At 59.6% G+C, this 20566-nt stretch carries 17 protein-coding genes; 12 read left to right on the forward strand and 5 right to left on the reverse strand.

Features of this window, described 5'->3' with window-relative positions; translation table 11 throughout:
• The first annotated feature begins 7 nt into the window (after positions 1 to 7).
• The 3 genes from murG to murB are packed head-to-tail and all read left to right on the forward strand — an operon-like array spanning position 8 to position 3518.
• Positions 8 to 1144: an undecaprenyldiphospho-muramoylpentapeptide beta-N-acetylglucosaminyltransferase gene (gene murG / locus ACTJKV_RS07870; RefSeq protein WP_274102185.1), complete on the forward strand. Its 1137-nt coding sequence runs from the start codon at positions 8 to 10 to the stop codon at positions 1142 to 1144.
• A complete protein-coding gene (murC, locus tag ACTJKV_RS07875) occupies positions 1141 to 2556 on the forward strand; it encodes a UDP-N-acetylmuramate--L-alanine ligase (RefSeq protein ID WP_062426523.1) in 1416 nt (471 codons plus the stop codon). Before murG ends, murC begins: the two co-directional genes overlap by 4 nt.
• Complete coding sequence (gene murB, locus ACTJKV_RS07880) at positions 2553 to 3518, forward strand: UDP-N-acetylmuramate dehydrogenase (RefSeq protein ID WP_062426524.1); 966 nt, start codon at positions 2553 to 2555, stop codon at positions 3516 to 3518. The genes murC and murB overlap by 4 nt, the downstream gene beginning before the upstream one ends.
• A 119-nt stretch (positions 3519 to 3637) precedes the next feature.
• Here murB and ACTJKV_RS07885 read toward each other — a convergent pair whose 3' ends face one another.
• The gene (locus tag ACTJKV_RS07885; protein WP_062426525.1) at positions 3638 to 4942 is read right to left on the reverse strand and encodes an MFS transporter; all 1305 of its coding nucleotides are present in this window, start codon (positions 4940 to 4942) and stop codon (positions 3638 to 3640) included.
• A gap of 526 nt (positions 4943 to 5468) precedes the next feature.
• Here ACTJKV_RS07885 and ACTJKV_RS07890 point away from each other — a divergent pair.
• The 7 genes from ACTJKV_RS07890 to recN all read left to right on the forward strand — a co-directional run bounded on the left by ACTJKV_RS07890 (position 5469) and on the right by recN (position 14778).
• Positions 5469 to 6395, forward strand: a complete 927-nt coding sequence (locus ACTJKV_RS07890; protein ID WP_062440555.1) for a D-alanine--D-alanine ligase — start codon at positions 5469 to 5471, stop codon at positions 6393 to 6395.
• Complete coding sequence (locus tag ACTJKV_RS07895; RefSeq protein ID WP_162693843.1) at positions 6383 to 7312, forward strand: cell division protein FtsQ/DivIB; 930 nt, start codon at positions 6383 to 6385, stop codon at positions 7310 to 7312. Before ACTJKV_RS07890 ends, ACTJKV_RS07895 begins: the two co-directional genes overlap by 13 nt.
• Positions 7309 to 8643, forward strand: a complete 1335-nt coding sequence (ftsA, locus tag ACTJKV_RS07900; protein ID WP_062426528.1) for a cell division protein FtsA — start codon at positions 7309 to 7311, stop codon at positions 8641 to 8643. Before ACTJKV_RS07895 ends, ftsA begins: the two co-directional genes overlap by 4 nt.
• A 93-nt stretch (positions 8644 to 8736) precedes the next feature.
• Positions 8737 to 10497 carry a cell division protein FtsZ gene (gene ftsZ / locus ACTJKV_RS07905; protein ID WP_274102186.1) on the forward strand — a complete coding sequence of 587 codons (1761 nt, stop codon included), beginning with the start codon at positions 8737 to 8739 and terminating at the stop codon, positions 10495 to 10497.
• 297 nt (positions 10498 to 10794) lie between these two features.
• Positions 10795 to 11754, forward strand: a complete 960-nt coding sequence (lpxC, locus tag ACTJKV_RS07910; protein ID WP_116492242.1) for a UDP-3-O-acyl-N-acetylglucosamine deacetylase — start codon at positions 10795 to 10797, stop codon at positions 11752 to 11754.
• Positions 11755 to 12222: 468 nt separating this feature from the next.
• Positions 12223 to 13089, forward strand: a complete 867-nt coding sequence (locus ACTJKV_RS07915; protein WP_062426531.1) for an outer membrane protein assembly factor BamD — start codon at positions 12223 to 12225, stop codon at positions 13087 to 13089.
• Positions 13090 to 13104: 15 nt separating this feature from the next.
• Positions 13105 to 14778, forward strand: a complete 1674-nt coding sequence (gene recN / locus ACTJKV_RS07920) for a DNA repair protein RecN (protein WP_274102187.1) — start codon at positions 13105 to 13107, stop codon at positions 14776 to 14778.
• A gap of 26 nt (positions 14779 to 14804) precedes the next feature.
• Here the strand turns inward: recN and ACTJKV_RS07925 are convergent, their stop codons facing one another.
• From ACTJKV_RS07925 to ACTJKV_RS07935, 3 genes are all read right to left on the reverse strand, one after another.
• Entirely contained in the window at positions 14805 to 15572 is a 768-nt protein-coding gene (locus ACTJKV_RS07925) for an EAL domain-containing protein (protein ID WP_274102188.1), read from the reverse strand.
• A gap of 110 nt (positions 15573 to 15682) precedes the next feature.
• Positions 15683 to 16045: a VOC family protein gene (locus tag ACTJKV_RS07930; protein ID WP_274102189.1), complete on the reverse strand. Its 363-nt coding sequence runs from the start codon at positions 16043 to 16045 to the stop codon at positions 15683 to 15685.
• Positions 16046 to 16061: 16 nt separating this feature from the next.
• Complete coding sequence (locus ACTJKV_RS07935) at positions 16062 to 16676, reverse strand: LysE family translocator (RefSeq protein WP_333631556.1); 615 nt, start codon at positions 16674 to 16676, stop codon at positions 16062 to 16064.
• A gap of 128 nt (positions 16677 to 16804) precedes the next feature.
• On the opposite strand from ACTJKV_RS07935, the gene ligA reads away from it, so the two are divergent.
• Both ligA and ACTJKV_RS07945 read left to right on the forward strand, forming a co-directional pair.
• Positions 16805 to 18979 (forward strand): NAD-dependent DNA ligase LigA, encoded by a 2175-nt coding sequence (gene ligA, locus ACTJKV_RS07940; protein ID WP_274102191.1) that lies wholly within the window; start codon positions 16805 to 16807, stop codon positions 18977 to 18979.
• A 48-nt stretch (positions 18980 to 19027) separates the two neighbouring features.
• Complete coding sequence (locus tag ACTJKV_RS07945) at positions 19028 to 19930, forward strand: aminoglycoside phosphotransferase family protein (protein WP_274102192.1); 903 nt, start codon at positions 19028 to 19030, stop codon at positions 19928 to 19930.
• On the opposite strand, the gene ACTJKV_RS07950 is transcribed toward ACTJKV_RS07945, so the two are convergent.
• The gene (locus ACTJKV_RS07950) at positions 19927 to 20457 is read right to left on the reverse strand and encodes a GNAT family N-acetyltransferase (RefSeq protein ID WP_274102193.1); all 531 of its coding nucleotides are present in this window, start codon (positions 20455 to 20457) and stop codon (positions 19927 to 19929) included. The two genes, ACTJKV_RS07945 and ACTJKV_RS07950, sit on opposite strands and share 4 nt — an antisense overlap.
• Positions 20458 to 20566: the final 109 nt, after the last annotated feature.

Raw genomic sequence — 20566 nt, forward strand, 5'->3', positions numbered from 1 at the left:
AAGAGTGATGAGCAAGGGTATCGTTTTGCTTGCCGCCGGTGGAACCGGCGGCCATGTTTTTCCGGCAGAGGCACTTGCCTACGAGTTGAAGGCGCGCGGTTACTCCGTGCATCTGGTGACCGATAGCCGCGCCGAGCGCTATGCGGGCAAATTTCCTGCCGACGAAATTCACGTCGTGCCGTCTGCGACGATCGGCTCGAAGAACCCGATCCGCGTCATCAAGGCGCTTGCCACGCTCTGGACCGGTCTTCGCTCTGCGCGCAAGCTGATGACGCGCTTGAAGCCGGTTGCCGTCGTTGGCTTCGGCGGCTATCCGACAGTGCCGCCGCTTCTCGCCTCGACCGGCATGGGTGTTCCTTCGCTGCTGCATGAACAGAATGCTGTCATGGGTCGCGCCAACAAGGCGCTGGCAAAGCGGGTGAAGGCGATCGCCGGTGGCTTCCTGCCGGAGAACCAGGGCGAGTTCGGTGACAAGATCGTCATGACGGGCAACCCTGTCCGCCCTGCGGTGCTGTCTGCTGCCGAGATTGCCTACACGCCATCTCAGGCGGGTGAAGATTTCAACCTCGTGGTATTTGGCGGAAGCCAGGGCGCGCAGTTTTTCTCGGCTGCTGTCCCGGCGGCGATCTGCCTGTTGCCCAACGATCTGCGCAACCGTATCAAACTGACCCAGCAGGCGCGGGTCGAGGACAAGGACAGCGTCGTCGAGTCCTACAAAAAGCTCGGCGTGAAGGCGGATATCTCGCCCTTCTTCGGTGATATGGCCGAACGGCTCGCGCAAGCAGATCTGGTGATCAGCCGATCCGGCGCTTCGACCGTCTCGGAGCTTTCCGTAATCGGCCGTCCATCTGTTTTGGTTCCCTATCCGCACGCTCTCGATCACGATCAGGCGGCCAATGCGGCGGCCCTTTCTGCCGCTGGCGGTGCCAGCGTCATCAAGCAGCCCGAGCTTTCGCCAAAAGCACTTTCTGCCCTGCTGGCAGACGCGATGAACGACCCAGCACGACTGGAGAAGACTGCCGCCGCCGCCAAGGCCACCGGCAAGCCGGATGCCGCCAAGCGCCTTGCCGATCTTGTGGAGGCGATCGCCGCGGGGACAAGTGTTCAGCAATTCAAATCGAAGAATGAAGGAGTGCATCCATGAAGATGCCGAAAGCCATCGGTCTTGTCCATTTCATCGGAATTGGCGGCATCGGCATGAGCGGTATTGCCGAGGTGCTGCACAATCTCGGCCATCGCGTTCAGGGTTCCGATCAGGCAGACAGCGCCAATGTGCAGCGTCTGCGCGACAAGGGCATCGAAGTTTTCGTCGGTCACAAGGCCGAAAACCTGGGTGACGCGGAAGTGGTCGTCGTGTCGACCGCCATCAAGAAGAACAATCCGGAACTGGTTGCCGCGCGCGAAAAGCACCTGCCGATCGTTCGCCGTGCCGAAATGCTGGCCGAACTGATGCGCTTTCGCAATGCGATTGCCATTGGCGGCACGCATGGCAAGACCACGACGACCTCCATGGTGGCGACGCTCTTGGAAGCCGGCAATCTCGATCCGACCGTGATCAATGGCGGCATCATCAACGCCTACGGCACCAATGCCCGCATGGGCGAGGGTGAGTGGATGGTGGTGGAGGCCGATGAATCCGACGGCACCTTCCTGAAGCTTCCCGCCGATGTTGCGGTCGTGACCAATATCGACCCGGAGCATCTCGACCACTACGGCAATTTCGATGCCGTGCGTGAGGCCTTCCGCCAGTTCGTGGAAAACGTGCCATTCTATGGCTTCGGCGTCATGTGTCTTGACCATCCAGAAGTGCAGACGCTGGTCGGCAAGATCGAGGACCGCAAGGTCATCACCTATGGTGAGAACCCGCAGGCCGATGTGCGCTTCTCCAATGTCCGTATCGACGGCACGAAGTCCGTCTTCGACGTGGAGATCCGCCGCCGCCGCACGGGCAAGGTGTTTTCCTTCAAGGATCTTGTCCTGCCGATGCCCGGCCGTCACAATATCTCGAACGCCACGGCGGCGATCGCTGTTGCCAACCGTCTTGGCATTTCAGAGGCCGACATCAAGAAGGGGCTCGGATCTTTCGGCGGGGTCAAGCGTCGCTTCACGCTGACGGGAGAATCGAATGGCGTTCAGGTCTTCGACGATTACGGTCATCATCCGGTGGAAATCAAGGCGGTGCTGAAGGCCGCACGTGAGGCCTGCCAGGGCCGTATCATCGCCGTGCATCAGCCTCACCGCTTTACGCGCCTGTCGAGCCTTTTCGAGGATTTCGCCCATTGCTTCAACGATGCGGACACGATTCTTCTTGCTCCGGTCTATGCTGCGGGTGAAGATGCCATTGAGGGCGTGAACTCCGAGACGCTGGTTTCCGCAACCAGAGCTGCGGGACATCGCGATGCCCGATACCTCGCTTCGCGGGACGATCTGGCAAAGACGGTCGCAGCCATTGCGAATCCGGGTGATTTCGTGGTTCTCTTGGGGGCTGGTAATATTACGCAGTGGGCGGCAGCGCTGCCCTCGGAATTGGATAGCATTTCAGGAAAGTCTGCATGAGACAGGTGGATGGGGTAAAGTTGCTGGGAAGGCTCGGCGACGGAGTAAAGGAACTAAGAGGACGTGTGACGCCGGACTCGCCAATGGATCGCGTGACGTGGTTCAGGGCCGGTGGTCTTGCGGAACTGATGTTCCAGCCCCACGATACGGATGATCTCATCACTTTCCTCAAGCTTCTGCCGGACGATGTGCCGCTGACAGTCGTTGGCGTCGGTTCCAACCTGCTCGTGCGTGATGGCGGCATTCCAGGCGTGGTCGTACGTCTGTCCGCCAAGGGTTTCGGTCAGGTGGAGCTTGCAGGCGAGAACCGCATCAAGGCCGGTGCCATCTGCCCGGACAAGCATATCGCTGCCATGGCAATGGACAACAGCATTGGCGGCTTCCATTTCTACTATGGCATTCCAGGCTCCATCGGCGGCGCGCTGCGCATGAATGCCGGCGCCAATGGTGGCGAGACCCGCGATCGCGTTGTCGAAGTCTATGCTTTGGATCGCAAGGGCAACAGCCATGTGCTCTCCAATGCCGATATGCAGTATAGCTACCGCCACTCGGGTGCGGACAAGGACCTGATTTTTACCGGTGCGCTGTTTGAGGGCTATCCGGAAGACCGTGCGAAGATCCGGGCCGACATGGACGCTGTGCGTCATCACCGCGAGACGGTTCAGCCGATCCGCGAACAGACGGGCGGCTCGACCTTCAAGAACCCGGAAGGTCATTCCGCCTGGGAACTGATCGACGAGGCGGGTGGTCGCGGCATGGTGATCGGCGGCGCACAAATGTCGTCGCTACATTGCAACTTCATGATCAATACCGGTCACGCGACGGGCTACGATCTCGAATATCTTGGTGAAGCCGTGCGCAAGCGGGTCTTCGAAAATTCGGGTATTCGTCTTGAATGGGAAATCAAGCGCCTCGGACTTTTCATGCCGGGCCGGGAAGTCGAGCCGTTTCTCGGCGCATAAGCGCCGTCATTAGCAATCAAAGAAAAGCCCGCGGAGTCAGAAACTTCGCGGGCTTTTTTGTGAGCTTGATTCAGGGGCAAGCGGCGCATCCGTGATGGTGCGCCGCTTGTCCGTGGTCCTTAGACTTCGTCCTTGCCGGAGGCCAGGATGCAGATCAGCGTGATGACGGCAGCAAGGCCGAGATAGTAGCCGACGGCTGCCATGCCGTAAGTCGTCTGCAGCCACGTCGCGATGTAAGGAGCGAGTGAGGCGCCGACGATGCCTGCGAAGTTGAAGGTCAGCGACGCGCCGGTGTAGCGCACGCTGGTGGGGAAGGGTGCCGCGAGTGCTGCACCGATCAGCGCGTAGGTCATACCCATCAGCGCCATGGCGGAAGCTGCGAAGATCGCAACACCTGCTTCACCGCCGCCCAGCAGAACCGGAAGCAGGAAGGAGAAGGCGGCAATCAGGACCGTGATGACGATCAGCGACAGGCGACGACCGACCTTGTCACCGACGATGCCGGTCAGCGGAATGAAGATGCCGAAGACGACGGCGCTGAGGATCTGGATTTCCAGCGCGTCGAGGAAGGGGATCTTCAGAACCTTGACGTTGTAGGACAGCAGCCAGGCGGTTGCGATGTAGAACAGCACGAAGGTGACGAGCGCTACGAAGGTGCCGAGGAACAGGCTGCGCTTGTACTTGGTGAAGATTTCCTTGGCAGGAACCGCAACGCGCTCATGCTTGTCGATGGCCTTCTGGAAGGCAGGTGTTTCCGAGATGGAGAAACGGACCCACAGACCAACGGCGATCAGCAGCGTGGAAGCGATGAATGGAATACGCCAGCCCCAGGAAATCAGCGCTTCATTCGACATGACATGCAGAAGCAGCCAGAAGATGCCGGAGGACAGGAAGAGACCGACCGGTGCGCCAAGCTGCGGGAACATGGCATACCAGTTGCGTTTGCCGGGAGGCGCGTTTTCCGTTGCCAGAAGAACGGCACCGCCCCATTCACCGCCAAGACCAAAGCCCTGACCGAAACGACATAGTGCCAGCAGCAGCGGAGCGAGAACGCCGGCTGTCTCATAGGACGGCAGAAGACCGATCACGACGGTGGAAATGCCCATTGTCAGAAGAGCCGCAACGAGCGTCGTCTTGCGGCCGACGCGGTCACCGTAGTGGCCGAACACCAGCGCGCCGAGCGGACGGGCAAAGAAGGCGATCGAGAAGGTGGCGAAGGATGCAAGAAGCGCCGTCATCGGATCGCTGTTGGGGAAGAACAGCGTCGGAAACACGAGCACGGCTGCGGTCGCATAAACGTAGAAATCGAAGAATTCGATGGTCGTGCCGACCAGGCTGGCAGTGAGAACTCGTGCAGGCGAATTTGTCTTTACATCGTTCGGCTTGTCAGCTGTCGGCGATACAGGCGATATCGCGTCAGTCATTATATTCGTTCCATTGTTAAGTAGGACTTATGACCTTCAAGAGGCTGCGGTTGCGTTAACGCAATTTTCGATCCTTTGAAACGCTTAAAGCGCAATAAGCAGCAAAAAATATGAGGGAATGCAGGGTGTTTCCGTTCGTGGCGACTTCAACCGGCTTGTCGTTTGCCCGTGATCGGCATGACGAACGGTGTCGCGAGGCGGTGTCAAAAACCCTGGGGACAAGCCGGCGATCTTAACGAATCGATCTTGCTTTCGATGCCGATGCTCAAACTCCGCGCAACGGTTTTATTTGATCCGGTTGAAATTCTGAATCTTGCATCGACCGCAACACTCTGATTCCAAGGAAGGAATCCGTGCCTCATGTGATTCTTTAACAAAAATCGCATCGCGGGCCGTTTCGGTTAAGGAAAGTAAACGCTTCGTTAACCTTAATGACGTTTAAGTGGCTCGTACGGGTCGGGCGAGAGAATCGCGAACCATTCCGGTTCCGGTGCCTCGTCTGAAATTTCAGGTGTTAGAGGTTTTTATGAGCGGCAAGCACGTAGCTGTTCTTATGGGTGGGTTTTCTGCGGAGCGGCCGGTCAGCCTCTCGTCGGGAGAGGCTTGCGCGTCCGCGCTGGAAGGCGAGGGCTATAAGGTCACGCGTGTGGATGTCGACCGCAACATCGCTGCCGTTCTTGCGGATCTGCGGCCCGATGTCGCCTTCAATGCGCTGCATGGCCCATTCGGTGAAGACGGTACGATCCAGGGCATCCTGGAATATCTTGAAATTCCCTATACGCATTCTGGTGTCGCGGCGTCTTCTCTGGCGATGAACAAGTCGCAGTCCAAGAAGATTGCTGCTGCCGCCGGCATTCCTGTTGCTGCTGAAAAGCTGATGAACCGTTTCGATATCGGTTCGGAGCATCCGATGGCGACGCCTTACGTCGTCAAGCCGGTCCGCGAAGGCTCGAGCTTCGGTGTCGTCATCGTCAAGGAAGATCAATCTCATCCTCCGCAAGTGCTGGGCTCGACCGAATGGCGTTATGGTGATTCGGTCATGGTCGAGCGCTATGTTCATGGCCGTGAAATGACCTGCGGCGTGATGAATGGCGAAGCCCTCGGTGTCACGGAAGTGGTGCCGCTCGGCCATAATTTTTACGATTACGACGCGAAATACGCCAAGGGTGGCTCAAAGCATGTCATCCCGGCGGAAATTTCACCGAATATTTACCAAAAAATCCAATCATTGGCAGTCATGGCGCATCAGGTGATTGGCTGCCGTGGCGTGAGCCGTTCGGATTTTCGCTACGACGACCGTTTCTCAGAAGATGGCGAACTTATCTGGCTGGAGATCAATACCCAGCCGGGCATGACGCCAACCTCCCTCGTGCCCGAAATGGCGGCTCATCAGGGCCGTTCCTTTGGTGAGCTTGTCCGGTGGATGGTGGAGGACGCGTCGTGCTTGCGGTAAACGGCAAAAGATCGACAGCTAAAAAACGTGTGAACAACGCATCGGTCGGTGCGGACGATCGCCTCGTCCTTCCGCGTCCGCTACGTCGTGTGTTCCGTTTTTGCGCCAGCCTTGCGACCGGGCGCATTCACATTCCAGCTCACACCGGTACGGCTTCGACACTGGTATTCTTCTCCGCCGTTGGTCTCTATGGCATGTCGCTTGGTGGCCACACGGAACTGGTCGCTCAGGCGACGACCTCTGCTGCCGGTTTTGCCGTCGAAGACGTGAAGGTCTCCGGCAATCTGCAGACGTCGGAGATCGAAGTCTTTCAGCTTCTTGGTCTCGATGGCGCGACGTCGCTGATCGCTCTTGACGTCAATGCAGCGCGCAAGAAGCTGACCGAGCTTCCCTGGGTTGAAGATGTCGAAGTTCGCAAGGTCTATCCGAAGACGATCGAAGTTCGTCTGAAGGAGCGCCAGGCTTTCGGCATCTGGCAGCACGGTTCGGAACTGTCGCTGATCGAAAAGAGCGGCAGCGTGATTGCGCCGTTGCGGGACAACAAATATGCCGGTCTACCGCTCTTCGTCGGCCGTGACGCCGAAACGGGCGCTGCGGGCTTCGTCGACGAGTTGGCCGACTGGCCGGAAATCCGCAACCGCGTTCGCGCTTATGTGCGCGTCGCCGGTCGTCGCTGGGATCTGCATCTCGACAACGGTATCGTCGTCAAGTTGCCGGAAGAAAATGTGCCGAAGGCGCTGCAGCTTCTTGCTCGCCTCGATATGGAGCAGAAAATCCTCTCGCGCGATGTCGCTGCCGTTGACCTGCGCCTTTCCGACCGCACCACGGTGCAGTTGACGGAAGGTGCGGCCGAGCGTCGCCAGACCGCCGTTGACGCCCGCAGCAAAGCCCTCAAGAAAGCGGAGAAGAGCACATGAGCTTGTTCGGTTCTTCTCAGTTCGGTCTTCCGCGCCTGAAGCCCTTGTCGTCGAAGCGCAACCATGTGGTTTCCGTTCTCGATATCGGCTCCACCAAGGTGGTCTGCATGATCGGCCGCCTGACGCCGCGTCAGGAGAGCGAAGTTCTGCCCGGTCGCACCCATAAAGTGGATGTGATCGGCATTGGTCATCAGCGCTCGCGTGGCGTGAAATCCGGCGTGATCGCCGATCTCGACGCGCTGGAAGGCGTCATTCGTCTTGCGGTCGATGCGGCCGAGCGGATGGCGGGTCTGACCGTCGACAGCCTGATCGTCAATGTTTCGGCTGGCCGTCTGGCAAGCGACATCTACACCGCCTCCATCGATCTCGGCGGCCAGGAAGTGGAAGCTGGCGATCTTCGCAAGGTTCTGATTGCCGCAAGCCAGCAGTCGCTGCGCCAGGACCGTGCAATCCTCCACTCGCTGCCGACCGGCTATTCGCTGGATGGCGAGCGTGGCATTCGCGATCCGCTTTCCATGTATGGCGACCTTCTGGGCGTGGACATGCATGTTGTCACCGCTGAGCGCACGGCGCTGAAGAACCTCGAGCTCTGCATCAACCGCGCGCATCTGTCGGTCGAAGGCATCGTTGCAACCCCTTATGCCAGCGGTCTTGCGGCACTTGTGGATGACGAAGTCGAACTCGGATGTGCTGCCATCGACATGGGCGGCGGCACCACGACGATTTCGGTTTTTGCCGAAGGTCGCCTGGTTCACACCGATGCTATCGGTCTTGGCGGTCATCACGTCACCACCGACCTCGCACGTGGTCTTTCCACGCGCATCGAGGATGCCGAGCGTCTGAAGGTCGTTCACGGTTCCTCGCTTGCCAATGGTGGCGTGGACGATCGCGAGATGATCGCCGTTCCGCCGATTGGCGAGGACGATCGCGATCAGCCATCGCAGGTTTCGAAGGCTCTGGTCAGTCGCATCATTCGCGCTCGCATCGAAGAGACGCTCGAACTGATCCGCGACCGTATCCAGAAGTCCGGTTTCAGCCCGATCGTGGGCAAGCGCGTGGTGCTGACGGGTGGCGCAAGCCAGCTCACCGGTCTGCCGGAAACGGCGCGTCGCATTCTGGCTCGCAATGTGCGCATCGGTCGTCCGATGGGCGTGGCGGGCCTGCCGGTTGCGGCCAAGGGCCCGGCCTTTTCCACGGCTTGCGGATTGATGATCTATCCGCAGATCGCGGACATTGAAATTCACGCGGCGCAGAGCGGAATGTTCTCGCCGTTTGGAATGGGCAGCGGGCGGATCGCCCGTGTGGGGCAGTGGCTGAAAGAAAGTTTCTGATCCTTTTCCTGCGTATCACGGAAGAGGAATGAGTGAAGTTCAAAGAAATTGGCCAGCGGGGCGTTGCCGGCCATCAAAAGAAGGAATGGTAAAATGACAATACAGCTGCAAAAGCCGGATATCACCGAGCTGAAGCCACGCATCACCGTTTTCGGTGTTGGCGGCGGTGGCGGTAACGCTGTCAATAACATGATCACGGCAGGTCTGCAGGGCGTCGATTTCGTCGTCGCCAACACTGACGCGCAGGCCCTGACGATGACGAAGGCCGACCGGGTGATCCAGCTCGGCGTCAACGTCACCGAAGGTCTCGGCGCGGGTTCTCAGCCGGAAGTCGGTCGCGCTGCTGCCGAAGAGTGCATCGATGAAATCATCGACCACCTGAATGGCACCCACATGTGCTTCGTCACCGCCGGCATGGGCGGCGGCACGGGCACGGGTGCGGCTCCGGTCGTTGCTCAGGCTGCCCGCAACAAGGGCATCCTGACGGTCGGGGTTGTTACCAAGCCGTTCCATTTTGAAGGTGGACGCCGCATGCGTCTGGCCGAACAGGGCATCGAAGAGCTGCAGAAGTCTGTCGATACGCTGATCGTCATTCCGAACCAGAACCTCTTCCGCATTGCCAACGACAAGACGACCTTTGCCGATGCCTTCGCGATGGCCGACCAGGTTCTCTATTCCGGCGTTGCCTGCATCACCGACCTGATGGTGAAGGAAGGTCTCATCAACCTCGACTTCGCCGACGTTCGCTCGGTCATGCGCGAAATGGGCCGCGCAATGATGGGTACGGGTGAAGCGTCCGGCGAAGGCCGCGCAATGCAGGCTGCGGAAGCGGCAATTGCCAACCCGCTGCTCGACGAAACCTCGATGAAGGGCGCACAGGGCCTCCTGATCTCCATCACCGGTGGTCGCGACCTGACCCTCTTCGAAGTCGACGAAGCTGCAACGCGTATTCGCGAAGAAGTCGATCCGGATGCCAACATCATCCTCGGCGCGACTTTCGACGAAGCGCTCGAAGGCCTCATCCGCGTCTCCGTCGTTGCCACCGGCATCGACCGTGTACCGGGCCAGATGGAAAAGAACATCGCCGAGATGCGTGCAGCCGCCGCTGCAGCAGCAAAGCCCGTTATCCGTCCCTCCGCGGCCGTTGCATCCGCTCCGGCCGCAGTTCAGCCTGCCCCAGTTATGCAGGCACCAAAGTCCGTAGATCCGATTGCTCAGACCATCCGCGCTGCGGAAGTCGATATGGAGCGCGAACTCGCTCTGGCCGCTGCTGAACAGCAGTTGCGCCAGGCACAGGCAGAAGCCGAGTTCCGCCCACAGAGCAAGCTGTTCGCATCTGCTCCGGCCGAAGCGCCGGTCGTTGCTCGCCCCGCAGCACCGGTTCAGGCTGCTCCGGCACCTGTATACCACGCTCCGGAGCAGGTCGCAGCGCCGGCTCCGCGCATGGCACAGCCACAGGCTCAGGTTTATCATGAACCAGCTCCTGTCGCGCGCCAGCCGGAGCCGGTTCGCATGCCAAAGGTCGAGGACTTTCCGCCAGTGGTGAAGGCTGAAATGGATCACCGTGCACAGGTTGCTCACGCAGCACCTGAAGAGCGCGGCCCCATGGGACTGCTGAAGCGAATCACAAATTCGCTCGGCCGTCGCGATGAAGAAGAAACTGTTCCTTCCGATATGATGGATGCTCCGAGCCTCGCTCCGCAGCAGCGCCGTCCGATGTCTCCGGAAGCGAGCATGTACGCACCGCGTCGCGGCAACCTGGATGACCATGGTCGCCAGTCGCCGGCTTCTGCCAGCCATCACGAAGACGATCAGCTCGAAATTCCGGCCTTCCTGCGCCGTCAGTCGAACTGATCGGATAGCCGGTCGGTGAACCGATCAGGCGATTCTGCGTTAAGCGAATACCCGGGTCTAAAAGGCCCGGGTATTCGTGTTTCACCGCCTCGGTGCGAGGGTGCTTCTCTCAATTCTTTCAAATGCTTGGGTCTGTAACAAAGCGAAATCAACAGTGATTTGTGATGGCGCTGCAGTGTGCGTATGTAAGAACATGGGAATGGGAAATAACGTCTCCGTGAGCGCTTCATTTCCCCTCTTTTGACTTCGGACCAAGCCGGCATTGCTGGCGGGGTCACATGAAAAGGCTTGATACGCATGACCATCGGATTGCTCGGTTTTCAGACAACTATCGCCAACCCTGTTCAACTCAAGGGTATCGGCGTGCATTCGGGCAACCCGGCTTCCATGACGTTTCAGCCGGCGGAAGCCGGAACGGGCATCGTCTTCAGCCGCACGCTGGAGAACGGTACCGTGGTGGAAGTGAAGGCGGTTTCTGCCAATGTCGGCAACACCGATCTTTGCACCGTGATCGGTCGTTCACCCGCACAGTCCGTTGCAACCGTTGAACATGTTATGGCCGGCATCTACGCGATGGGCATCGACAACCTGATCGTTGAAGTCGACGGTCCGGAAGTGCCGATCATGGATGGCAGCTCCGCACCGTTCATCGAAGCGATCGAATCGGTTGGCATCGTCAATCTTGGCGTGAAGCGCCGCTACATCCGCGTCATCAAGCCGGTTCGCATCGATGCTGGCGCGTCCTGGGCGGAGTTCCGCCCATATGATGGTACGCGCTTCGAAGTCGAAATCGATTTTGATACGCCGCTGATCGGTCGCCAGACCTGGAAGGGCGACCTGACGGCTGAGACGTTCAAGAACGAGCTTTCGCGTGCTCGCACCTTTGGCTTCATGCGTGATGTGGAGCGCCTGTGGGCTGCCGGTTACGCGCTTGGCTCCTCGCTGGAAAATTCGGTTGTCATCTCCGACGACCATACGGTCATCAATATGGAAGGCCTGCGCTACGAGAAGGAAGAGTTCGTCCGTCACAAGACGCTCGACGCCGTTGGCGATCTGGCGCTCGCCGGCGCACAATTCATCGGCTGCTACCGTTCCTATCGCGGCGGTCACAAGGTCAATGCGAACGCGCTGAAGGCGCTTCTTAGCGACCCGACCGCCTATGAGATCGTCGAAGCGCCTGCCGCGCGTCAGCCGGTCGTTCGTGCGCGTGAATTCGTGGCGATCAACCAGTCGGAATTTGCGCCCTGGTCCGCATAAGATCATAATTCTATTCGACTTTTCATAAAGGCTGTCCTCCAGGCAGCCTTTTCTCTTTTGTCCGTGCTGAGGCGTGATCGAGTGCTGCCGAAGGGCGGTGGCGTTGCCAGATGGGAGGCTGGCAAAAGCGATGACAACCGTCAGAGAGTTTCCCGAGGTGAGGGTGGTTTGTCGGGGAATTGTTTGCCGCGGCCACGGTGATCGGCTTTTCTGTACCTGTGGGTACGCTCTTAGGTAGTCACCTTCGGCGCAAAGGAAATCTGCTCCGGCAGAACGCTTCCATTTAAAAAGGAAACGCTCTAATAGGAGTTGCAAGGGTGGAGGCCGGGATTATCGCGTTTGATGCGTGAGCCTGCCATAAAAATGCGTTAATGCGTCATCATTGCGTTGCCCTGCTGGTGCTTTTGCGGCTAGAACCGCCTGCGAAAGCCTAAGCTCTGTAGTGACGCGGGAAGTGGGAACTGTCGAATGAAGCGTGTTGGGTCTGGTGCAATGAATGGAACGGTGCGGGTTGGGCTCGTATCGCTGATGCTGCTTGGCGCCGGAACGCTGGTCACTGCCTGCCAGTCCGATCCCGATATTGACATTACCAAGCTCGGCGTTGAAACCGATCCGCCGGATGTGCTTTACCGCCAGGCGCTTGCCAATATGAACAAGGGCAACATGACGGAAGCCGGTCGCAAGTTCACCGCGATCGATAAGCAGTACCCGTTTACCGAGTGGGGCCAGAAGGCTCTGGTGATGAACACCTTCATCGCCACGCGTCAGAACAAAAACGAAGCAGCGATCACATCCGGTCAGCGCTTCCTCAAGCAATATCCGCGCGCCAAAGACGCAGCCTACGTTCAGTACATGATTGGTCTTGCTTACTCCAAGCAGATCGCCGACGTGACGCAGGACCAGCGCGCTGCGCAACGTACCATCGAAGCGATGAGCAAGGTGGTCAACGACTATCCGAATTCGGAATATGTCGCCGATGCGCAGGCGAAGATCCGCTTCGCGCGTGACCAGCTTGCCGGTCGCGAAATGCAGGTCGGTCGCTACTATCTTGAGCGCAAGGAATATCTGGCTGCTGTGTCCCGCTTCCGCATCGTCGTGGAGCAGTACCAGAACACCAACCAGATCGAAGAGGCGCTCGCACGTCTCACAGAAGCCTATTACGCCATGGGACTGGTGGATGAAGCCCAGACGGCAGCTGCCGTTCTCGGCAACAACTACCCGGACAGCCAATGGTATGCCGATTCCTACAAGCTCTTGAAGGGCCAGGGTCTGGAGCCGCGTGAAAACCGCGAATCCTGGATTTCCCGCGCCGGCAAGAAGCTGATCGGAGCGTAAGGCAAAGGCGTTCCCATGCTGGTCCAGCTTTCGATCCGCGACATCGTTCTGATCGAACGGCTCGACCTTGGGTTCGAGGCCGGTCTCTCCGTGCTGACCGGCGAAACCGGCGCCGGTAAATCCATTCTTCTCGACAGCCTGTCGCTTGCCCTTGGTGGGCGTGGCGATGGCGGTCTCGTGCGCCATGGCGAAGATAAGGGGCAGGTGACGGCCACTTTCGAAGTTGGCATGGATCATCCTGCGCGCCTGCTGCTGCGCGAAAACGGTCTCGACGATGATGGCGATCTGATCTTTCGTCGCGTGCAATCCGCCGATGGGCGCACCAAGGCCTATGTGAACGATCAGGCCGTGTCGGTACAGATGATGCGCCAGCTTGGCCAGCATCTGGTGGAAATTCACGGGCAGCATGACGATCGGGCACTGGTGGACACCAATGCGCACCGTGCGCTTCTCGATGCCTTTGCAGGCCTCAGCGATGAGGTTACCTCCGTTCAAGCCCTTTACCGCACCTGGAAGGACGCCGAGCGCGGCTTGAAGGTGCACCGCGCCAAGGTGGAGGCGGCTGCCCGAGAGGCGGATTATCTGCGCTCGTCCGTCGAAGAGTTGGAAGCGCTTTCTCCTCGCGATGGCGAGGAGGAAGAACTGGCGGAACGCCGTTCTGTGATGCAGAAATCCGAACGCATTGCCGGCGATATCGCCGAGGCCAGCGAATTCCTGAACGGCAATGCCTCGCCTGTGCCGATCATCGCCTCGATGATGCGGCGGCTGGAGCGCAAGAGCCATGAGGCTCCGGGTCTGCTTGAAGACACGGTGCAACTGCTCGACGCCGCGCTCGACAATCTTTCCAATGCGCAGATGGAAGTGGAAGCGGCGCTTCGCCGGACCGAGTTCGATCCGCGCGAGTTGGAGCGCGTCGAAGAGCGTCTCTTTGCCCTTCGCGCTGCGGGCCGCAAATATTCCGTTCCCGTAAGCGATCTTCCAGCGCTCGCCGAGCGCATGGTGACGGATCTTGCCGATCTGGATGCCGGCGAAGAGAAGCTGGCGAAGCTCGAAGCGCAGCTCGGCGTCGTGAAGGCCGATTTCGACCGAGCGGCACTGTCGCTTTCCGACAAGCGGCGCAATGCGGCCGCGGCACTGTCCGAGGCGGTGATGGCGGAGCTTCCGGCCTTGAAGCTGGAGCGGGCGCGCTTTACCGTGGAAGTCACGAGCGATGCCTCGTCAGCCACAGCAGACGGTATCGATGTGGTCGAATTCCACGTTCAGACCAACCCCGGCACCCGACCTGGCCCGATCATGAAGGTGGCGTCCGGCGGCGAGCTTTCACGCTTCCTGCTGGCGTTGAAAGTGGCGCTTGCCGATCGCGGTTCGGCCCCGACACTGGTCTTCGATGAAATCGACACCGGCGTGGGTGGTGCGGTGGCGGATGCCATTGGCCAGCGGCTGAAGCGGCTATCAAAGACAGTTCAGGTCTTGTCGGTCACCCATGCGCCACAGGTGGCAGCACGTGCCTCAACCCATCTGCTGATCGCCAAGGGACCGGCGGGCGATGGCACCGAGCGGATCGCGACCCGCGTTGCGACCATGCAGCCGGAACATCGCACCGAAGAGATTGCGCGCATGCTCGCCGGTGCGTCGGTGACGGATGAGGCGAGGGCGGCTGCTGCGCGACTGCTGGCCGCACAGGACTGAGCTATCGATCGAAGCTTCCTTTAAAATTATGCGGCAGGTGCCAGCACATCCGCGATCGTGCTGGGCACGGTTACGGATTCGAAAGCGGGCTTTGCCAGGAGATATCCCTGCATCAGGTTGACGCCAAGGTCGCGGAGTGCCGCAAGTTCGTCAGCTGTTTCGACGCCCTCGCAAAGCGGCGTGATGTTCAGATCGGCCAGCATGTTCAGCGTGTTGCGCAGGATCACGCGTCTGACCGGATCGCGATCGATGCCGCGGATCAAGTCCATGTCGAGCTTGACGATATCGGGCTGGAAATGGGTGAGAAGGTTGAGGCCGGAATAACCTGCACCAAAATCGTCAATCGCTGTCATGAAGCCGATGTCCCGGTAGGTGCGCAGGATGTTCAGCACATGCACCGAGTCCAGCTTTTCCGTTTCTGTGAACTCGAAAATGATGCGGTTCAGCGGGAAGCCGGTCTTCATGGCGGTTGCCAGCGTCAGGCGGATGCAGGCGCGCGGTTCATAGACGGCGTTCGGCATGAAGTTGATGGAAAGCTTGGTGGTATCCGTCGGATCGAATAGCCGCGCGGCGAGCTCAATCGCCTTGACGCGACATTGCTGATCGAACGTATATCGGTTGCTCTCGTCGACCTTTGATAGAACCGTTCCCGCACCCTCGCCATTTGGGCCACGCACCAACGCTTCATTGGCAAACACCACGCCGGTGTTGACGTCGAAGATAGGCTGAAATGCCATCGAGAATGGGAAGTCGAGGTCTTTGCCGTCGCGGCAACCTTCACATTTTGTCGACATGTCCGCCTTTTCTCCGTGATTTTTGCGGACAATCTAGCCGGGTAGTCTTAAGTATTCGTGTGAAGAAGATGCTATATCTGCGTCCTAAAACGTACAGTTGGAGGGCGCTCTCAACCCTCTTCTTCGTGAGACAAGATATTGATCAGCCGGCCGAAGGGATCACGGAGGTAGATGCGCTTCACGCCCCATGGCTCACGGGCAGGGCCGTATTCGAGCTTCAGGCCTGCCGCTTTCACGCGCCGAAGCACCTCCTCAAGATCGTCAACCTCAATCGACAAATCCGGGACGGGGGTTCCTGATCCGCCTTGCGTCGCGATGCTCACTTGTGGTCGCGCCTCGATCACGGGCGCTGCAAAGGTGACGATCCAGCCATGGTCCATGGCAAGGTCGAGGCTGAGGATATCGCCATAGAAGGCTTGGGCGGCTTTGACATCCGGGGCGGCGATATTGGCGATGATCCTTTTGACGACCATGATCGCTTCGCTCGTTTCAGCGGCTGGCCGCAACAGCCACGCCGGAGCCGATCATAACGCCCCCCGCCACGCGGTTGACGCGGCGAACGATGCGTTCCGAGCGCAGCAGCTTTCGTGCTCTCACCGCAAGCAGCACGTGCCCGCCGATCACCACCACCTCGACGCAGAGGATGACGGCGGCGAGCGCTGCCAGATGATCCACGGTCAGCGATGCACCGACGATATTGGGCAGGAGCGCGACATAGAAGAGCGGCATCTTCGGATTGCCGAGATTGAGGACGAAGCCAGTGAGGAAGATGGAGAAGAGGCCACGTCTCTCACTCACGGGCTGAAGCTGCGGTACGACCGCTGGCGCCGTCCACATCTTCACCCCCATCCAGATCAGATAGGCCGCACCGCCATAGCGTAGGACCGTCATGGCGACGCCCATTTCCTGCGCGATCAGCGACAGACCAAAGGCGGCCAGCGTTAGGAAGATCAGAATGCCTGCAACGGTACCAAGCCCATAGGCGATGCCGGAGGGCGCGCCATGGGTGATGGTTCGCGCAACGATGGTCATATTGTCGGGGCCGGGACTGGCTGCGAAGACGAAGAAGGCAGCGGCGAAGGCAATCAGGGTCGTCATGTCCATGGGCGGCTCCGGAACAGAGGGATTATCCGGATGTTCAGAGTAATCGATTCCGTCCTGATGAAAAGGGGCCGTTTCGCCAGCTCCAATAATTGGATAAAAGCTCAGGCAGATTCCCGAATGAGGCCGCCATGTCGAACGACCAGACACCCGTCGAAAACCTGACCGAGCTTGAAGCGTCTTCCGAGCTTGCATTTCTCGCGGCGGAAATTGCGCGGCACGATGCGCTCTATCACGGCAAGGATCAGCCGGAGGTTTCGGACGCAGAGTATGATGCGCTGAAACGGCGCAACGATGCGATCGAGGCGGCTTTTCCGGCAATGGTGCGCGCCGACAGCCCATCGAAAAAGGTGGGCTTTGCGCCGCTGCCGACTTTTGCGCCCATCGTTCATGCGCGCCCGATGCTGTCGCTCGACAACACCTTTTCGGACGAGGATGTCGCCGACTTCGTCGCGTCGGTCTACCGCTTCCTCGGGCGGCTGCCGGATGACTCGATTGCCTTCACCGCCGAGCCGAAAATCGATGGGCTTTCCATGTCCATTCGCTATGAGCGTGGCAGGCTGGCGACGGCGGCGACGCGTGGCGATGGCACGACGGGTGAGAATGTCACCGCCAATATCCGCACCATCAAGGAAATCCCAAACGAGCTTCCCGCCGGGGTTCCGGAAGTGGTGGAAGTGCGTGGCGAAGTCTATATGGCCAAAAGCGACTTTCTGGCGCTGAATGCGCAGATGGAGGCGGAGGGCAAGCAGACCTACGTCAATCCGCGCAACACGGCGTCCGGATCGTTGCGCCAGCTCGATCCGATTGTCACCGCACGGCGCAAGCTGAAGTTCTTCGCCTATGCGCTGGGTGAGGTCTCCAATGGCGGGCAGCCGACGCGCATTGCCGACACGCAGCATGGCATTGTCGAAGAATTCCGCGACTGGGGTTTTCCGGTGAACCCGTTGATGAAGAGATTCACTTCAGCCGCGCAACTGCTTGAGCACTATCATGAAATCGGGATTGCGCGACCGGACCTCGATTACGATATCGACGGCGTCGTCTATAAGGTCGATGAGCTTGATCTGCAGGAACGTCTCGGCTTTCGCTCGCGCAGCCCCCGCTGGGCAACGGCGCATAAGTTTCCCGCCGAGCAGGCTTTTACCACCGTCGAGGCGATCGACATTCAGGTCGGTCGCACTGGCGCGCTGACGCCGGTTGCGCGGCTGACGCCGATTACCGTTGGCGGTGTGGTGGTGACGAACGCCACCCTACACAATGCCGATTACATCGAGGGGATCGGCAATCACGGTGAGCGCATCCGACCGGAGGAGCATGATATCCGCATTGGCGACACCGTCATCGTCCAGCGCGCTGGCGATGTCATTCCGCAGGTTCTGGATGTCGTTCTGGAAAGGCGCCCCGACAATCTCAAGCCTTACGAGTTTCCCAAAAAATGTCCTGTCTGCGGCAGCCATGCGGTGCGCGAGCGCAATGAGAAGACCGGCAAGCTCGACTCGGTCACACGCTGCACCGGCGGCTTTGTCTGCCGGGCGCAGGCGGTGGAGCACCTTAAGCACTTCGTCTCGCGCAATGCCTTTGACATTGAGGGGCTCGGCACCAAGCAGATCGAGTTCTTCTTCGAGAGCGAAGATCCCGCGCTGTCGATCAAGACCGCTCCCGATATCTTCACGCTGAAAGAACGGCAGGAGCAGAGTCACCTGACCAGGCTTGAGAATATCGATGGTTTCGGCAAGGTCAGCGTCAAGAAGCTGTTCGATGCCATCGATGCCAGGCGCGAGATCGATCTGCACCGGCTCATTTTTGCGCTCGGCATTCGCCATGTGGGAGAGACGACCGCGAAGCTTCTGGCCCGCAGCTATGGCACCTATGCGCATTTCGAGGAGTCGATGAAGGCTGCCGCTGATTCGTCCGGCGACGCCTGGAATGAACTCAACAGCATCGATGGCATCGGTGAAGTGGTGGCGCGCGCCATTGTGGAGTTCTACAAGGAGCCGCGCAATCTCGATGTCATTGACCGGTTGATGAAGGAGCTTCGCCCGAAGGAGGCGGATAAGCCATCGACGGAGGGAAGTCCTGTGGCTGGAAAGACGGTGGTCTTCACCGGCTCGCTGGAAAAATTCACCCGCGACGAGGCAAAGGCGCGGGCCGAAAGCCTTGGCGCCAAGGTCGCAGGCTCGGTGTCGAAGAAAACCGATATCGTCGTGGCGGGTCCCGGTGCGGGATCGAAACTCGACAAGGCACGCGAGCTTGGCGTGCAGACCATGGATGAGGATGAGTGGTTGGCTTTGATCGGCGGGTGACGATGCTGACGTCATCCGGTCGGTCTGGCTAAAGCCTTAGGGGGCCTTATGAGCGATCGGCTGGATGTGTCGATAGAGACAGTGGCGCGGCTGATTGCCGAGCAGTTTCCGCAGTGGGCCGATCTACCGGTCTGTTCTGTGCGTCATAGCGGCTGGGACAATCGCAGCTTCCGTCTGGGCGAGGCGATGCTGGTGCGCCTGCCGAGCGCTGCGGGCTACGTTCCTCAGGTGGAAAAGGAACATCGCTGGCTGCCATATCTTGCAAAGCGCCTGCCGCTGCCCATCCCGGAGCCACTGGCGAAGGGCAAGCCATCGCATGACTATCCGTTTCCGTGGTCCGTCTATCGCTGGCTGGACGGTGAGCCACTGGCGCTGCAATTGCCCGGTACTGATCTGGTGCAACTGGCCCGTGATGTCGCGGCATTCCTGAGCGTGCTTCATGCCGTCGATGCCAGCAACGGGCCGCCTGCGGGCGCACACAACTTCCACCGCGGCGGTTCACTGCTGGTCTATGATGCGGAAGCGCGGGCCGCGATTGAGGCGGTGAGCGATGAGGTGGATGCAGGCCTCGCGCGGGAGATCTGGGAGGTCGCTCTCAAAAGCCGCTGGCAGGGCAGGCCGGTCTGGGTGCATGGCGACATCGCCGAGGGCAATCTTTTGATGCAAGCCGGGCGGCTTTCCGCCGTCATCGATTTCGGCAGTTCAGGTGTCGGCGATCCCGCTTCCGATCTCATCATAGCCTGGAATGTGCTCGATGCCCAAAGCCGCGCCGTTTTCAGGCAGGCGCTTCCCCTCGATGCTGAGACATGGCAACGCGGTCGCGGTTGGGCGCTGTGGAAGGCGATGATCGTGCTTGCGGCGGAGCGGGAACGAGACGCGAGACTGAGCGAATGGTCACGCAGGACCATTCGCAACGTGGTGGATGACCACCTGGAGCACAGTGGGTCTTAACGAAGCCTCGCCATCAGATAGCAGTCGGCATAGACGCCATTTCGAAGAGCGTATTGGCGCATCGTGCCTTCCTTCTCGAAACCAAACTTCTCGTAAAGCCGAATGGCGGGCGCGTTGTCGGTGAAGACGTTGAGTTCGATCCGTTTGAGATCGTGCCAGTTATCGGCCGCGTCCAGTAGGGTTTTGATGAAGAGCGTTCCGAGGCCCTTGCCGGTAAAATCATCGTGGATGCCAAGCCCGAGCGACGCAGCGTGTCGTCGGCGGCCGCGCTGGGCGTGAAGACCGGCATTGCCGAGAAGCCGGCCGCGCCACTCGGCAGCGATGACGATATCGGCGGGTGTCAGGGATTCAATGTGTTTGCGGGTGTGGGCCACGCTCTGGAAGGGCTGGCGCAGCGTGCCGTGGCGCACGCCCGGCATGTTCAGCACTTCTGTCAGAGCCTCGGCATCATCCGGGCGAATGCCGCGAATGATAACATCATCGAGGGAAAAATCGGCGGGTGAGGGTGGTTCCTGGGATTGCGACATGCTGTTTCCTTTCAATCGGAAGAGCAGGTGCATTCTGTTGCCCTGCTGCTTCGGCAGGGCTTCGGTGGAATGATCGCGAGACCTATCGCGAAAAGGCTCCACACAAGGC

Origin of the sequence: Agrobacterium sp. 22117, assembly GCF_052045735.1 — a bacterium.
Lineage (GTDB): Bacteria > Pseudomonadota > Alphaproteobacteria > Rhizobiales > Rhizobiaceae > Agrobacterium > Agrobacterium cavarae.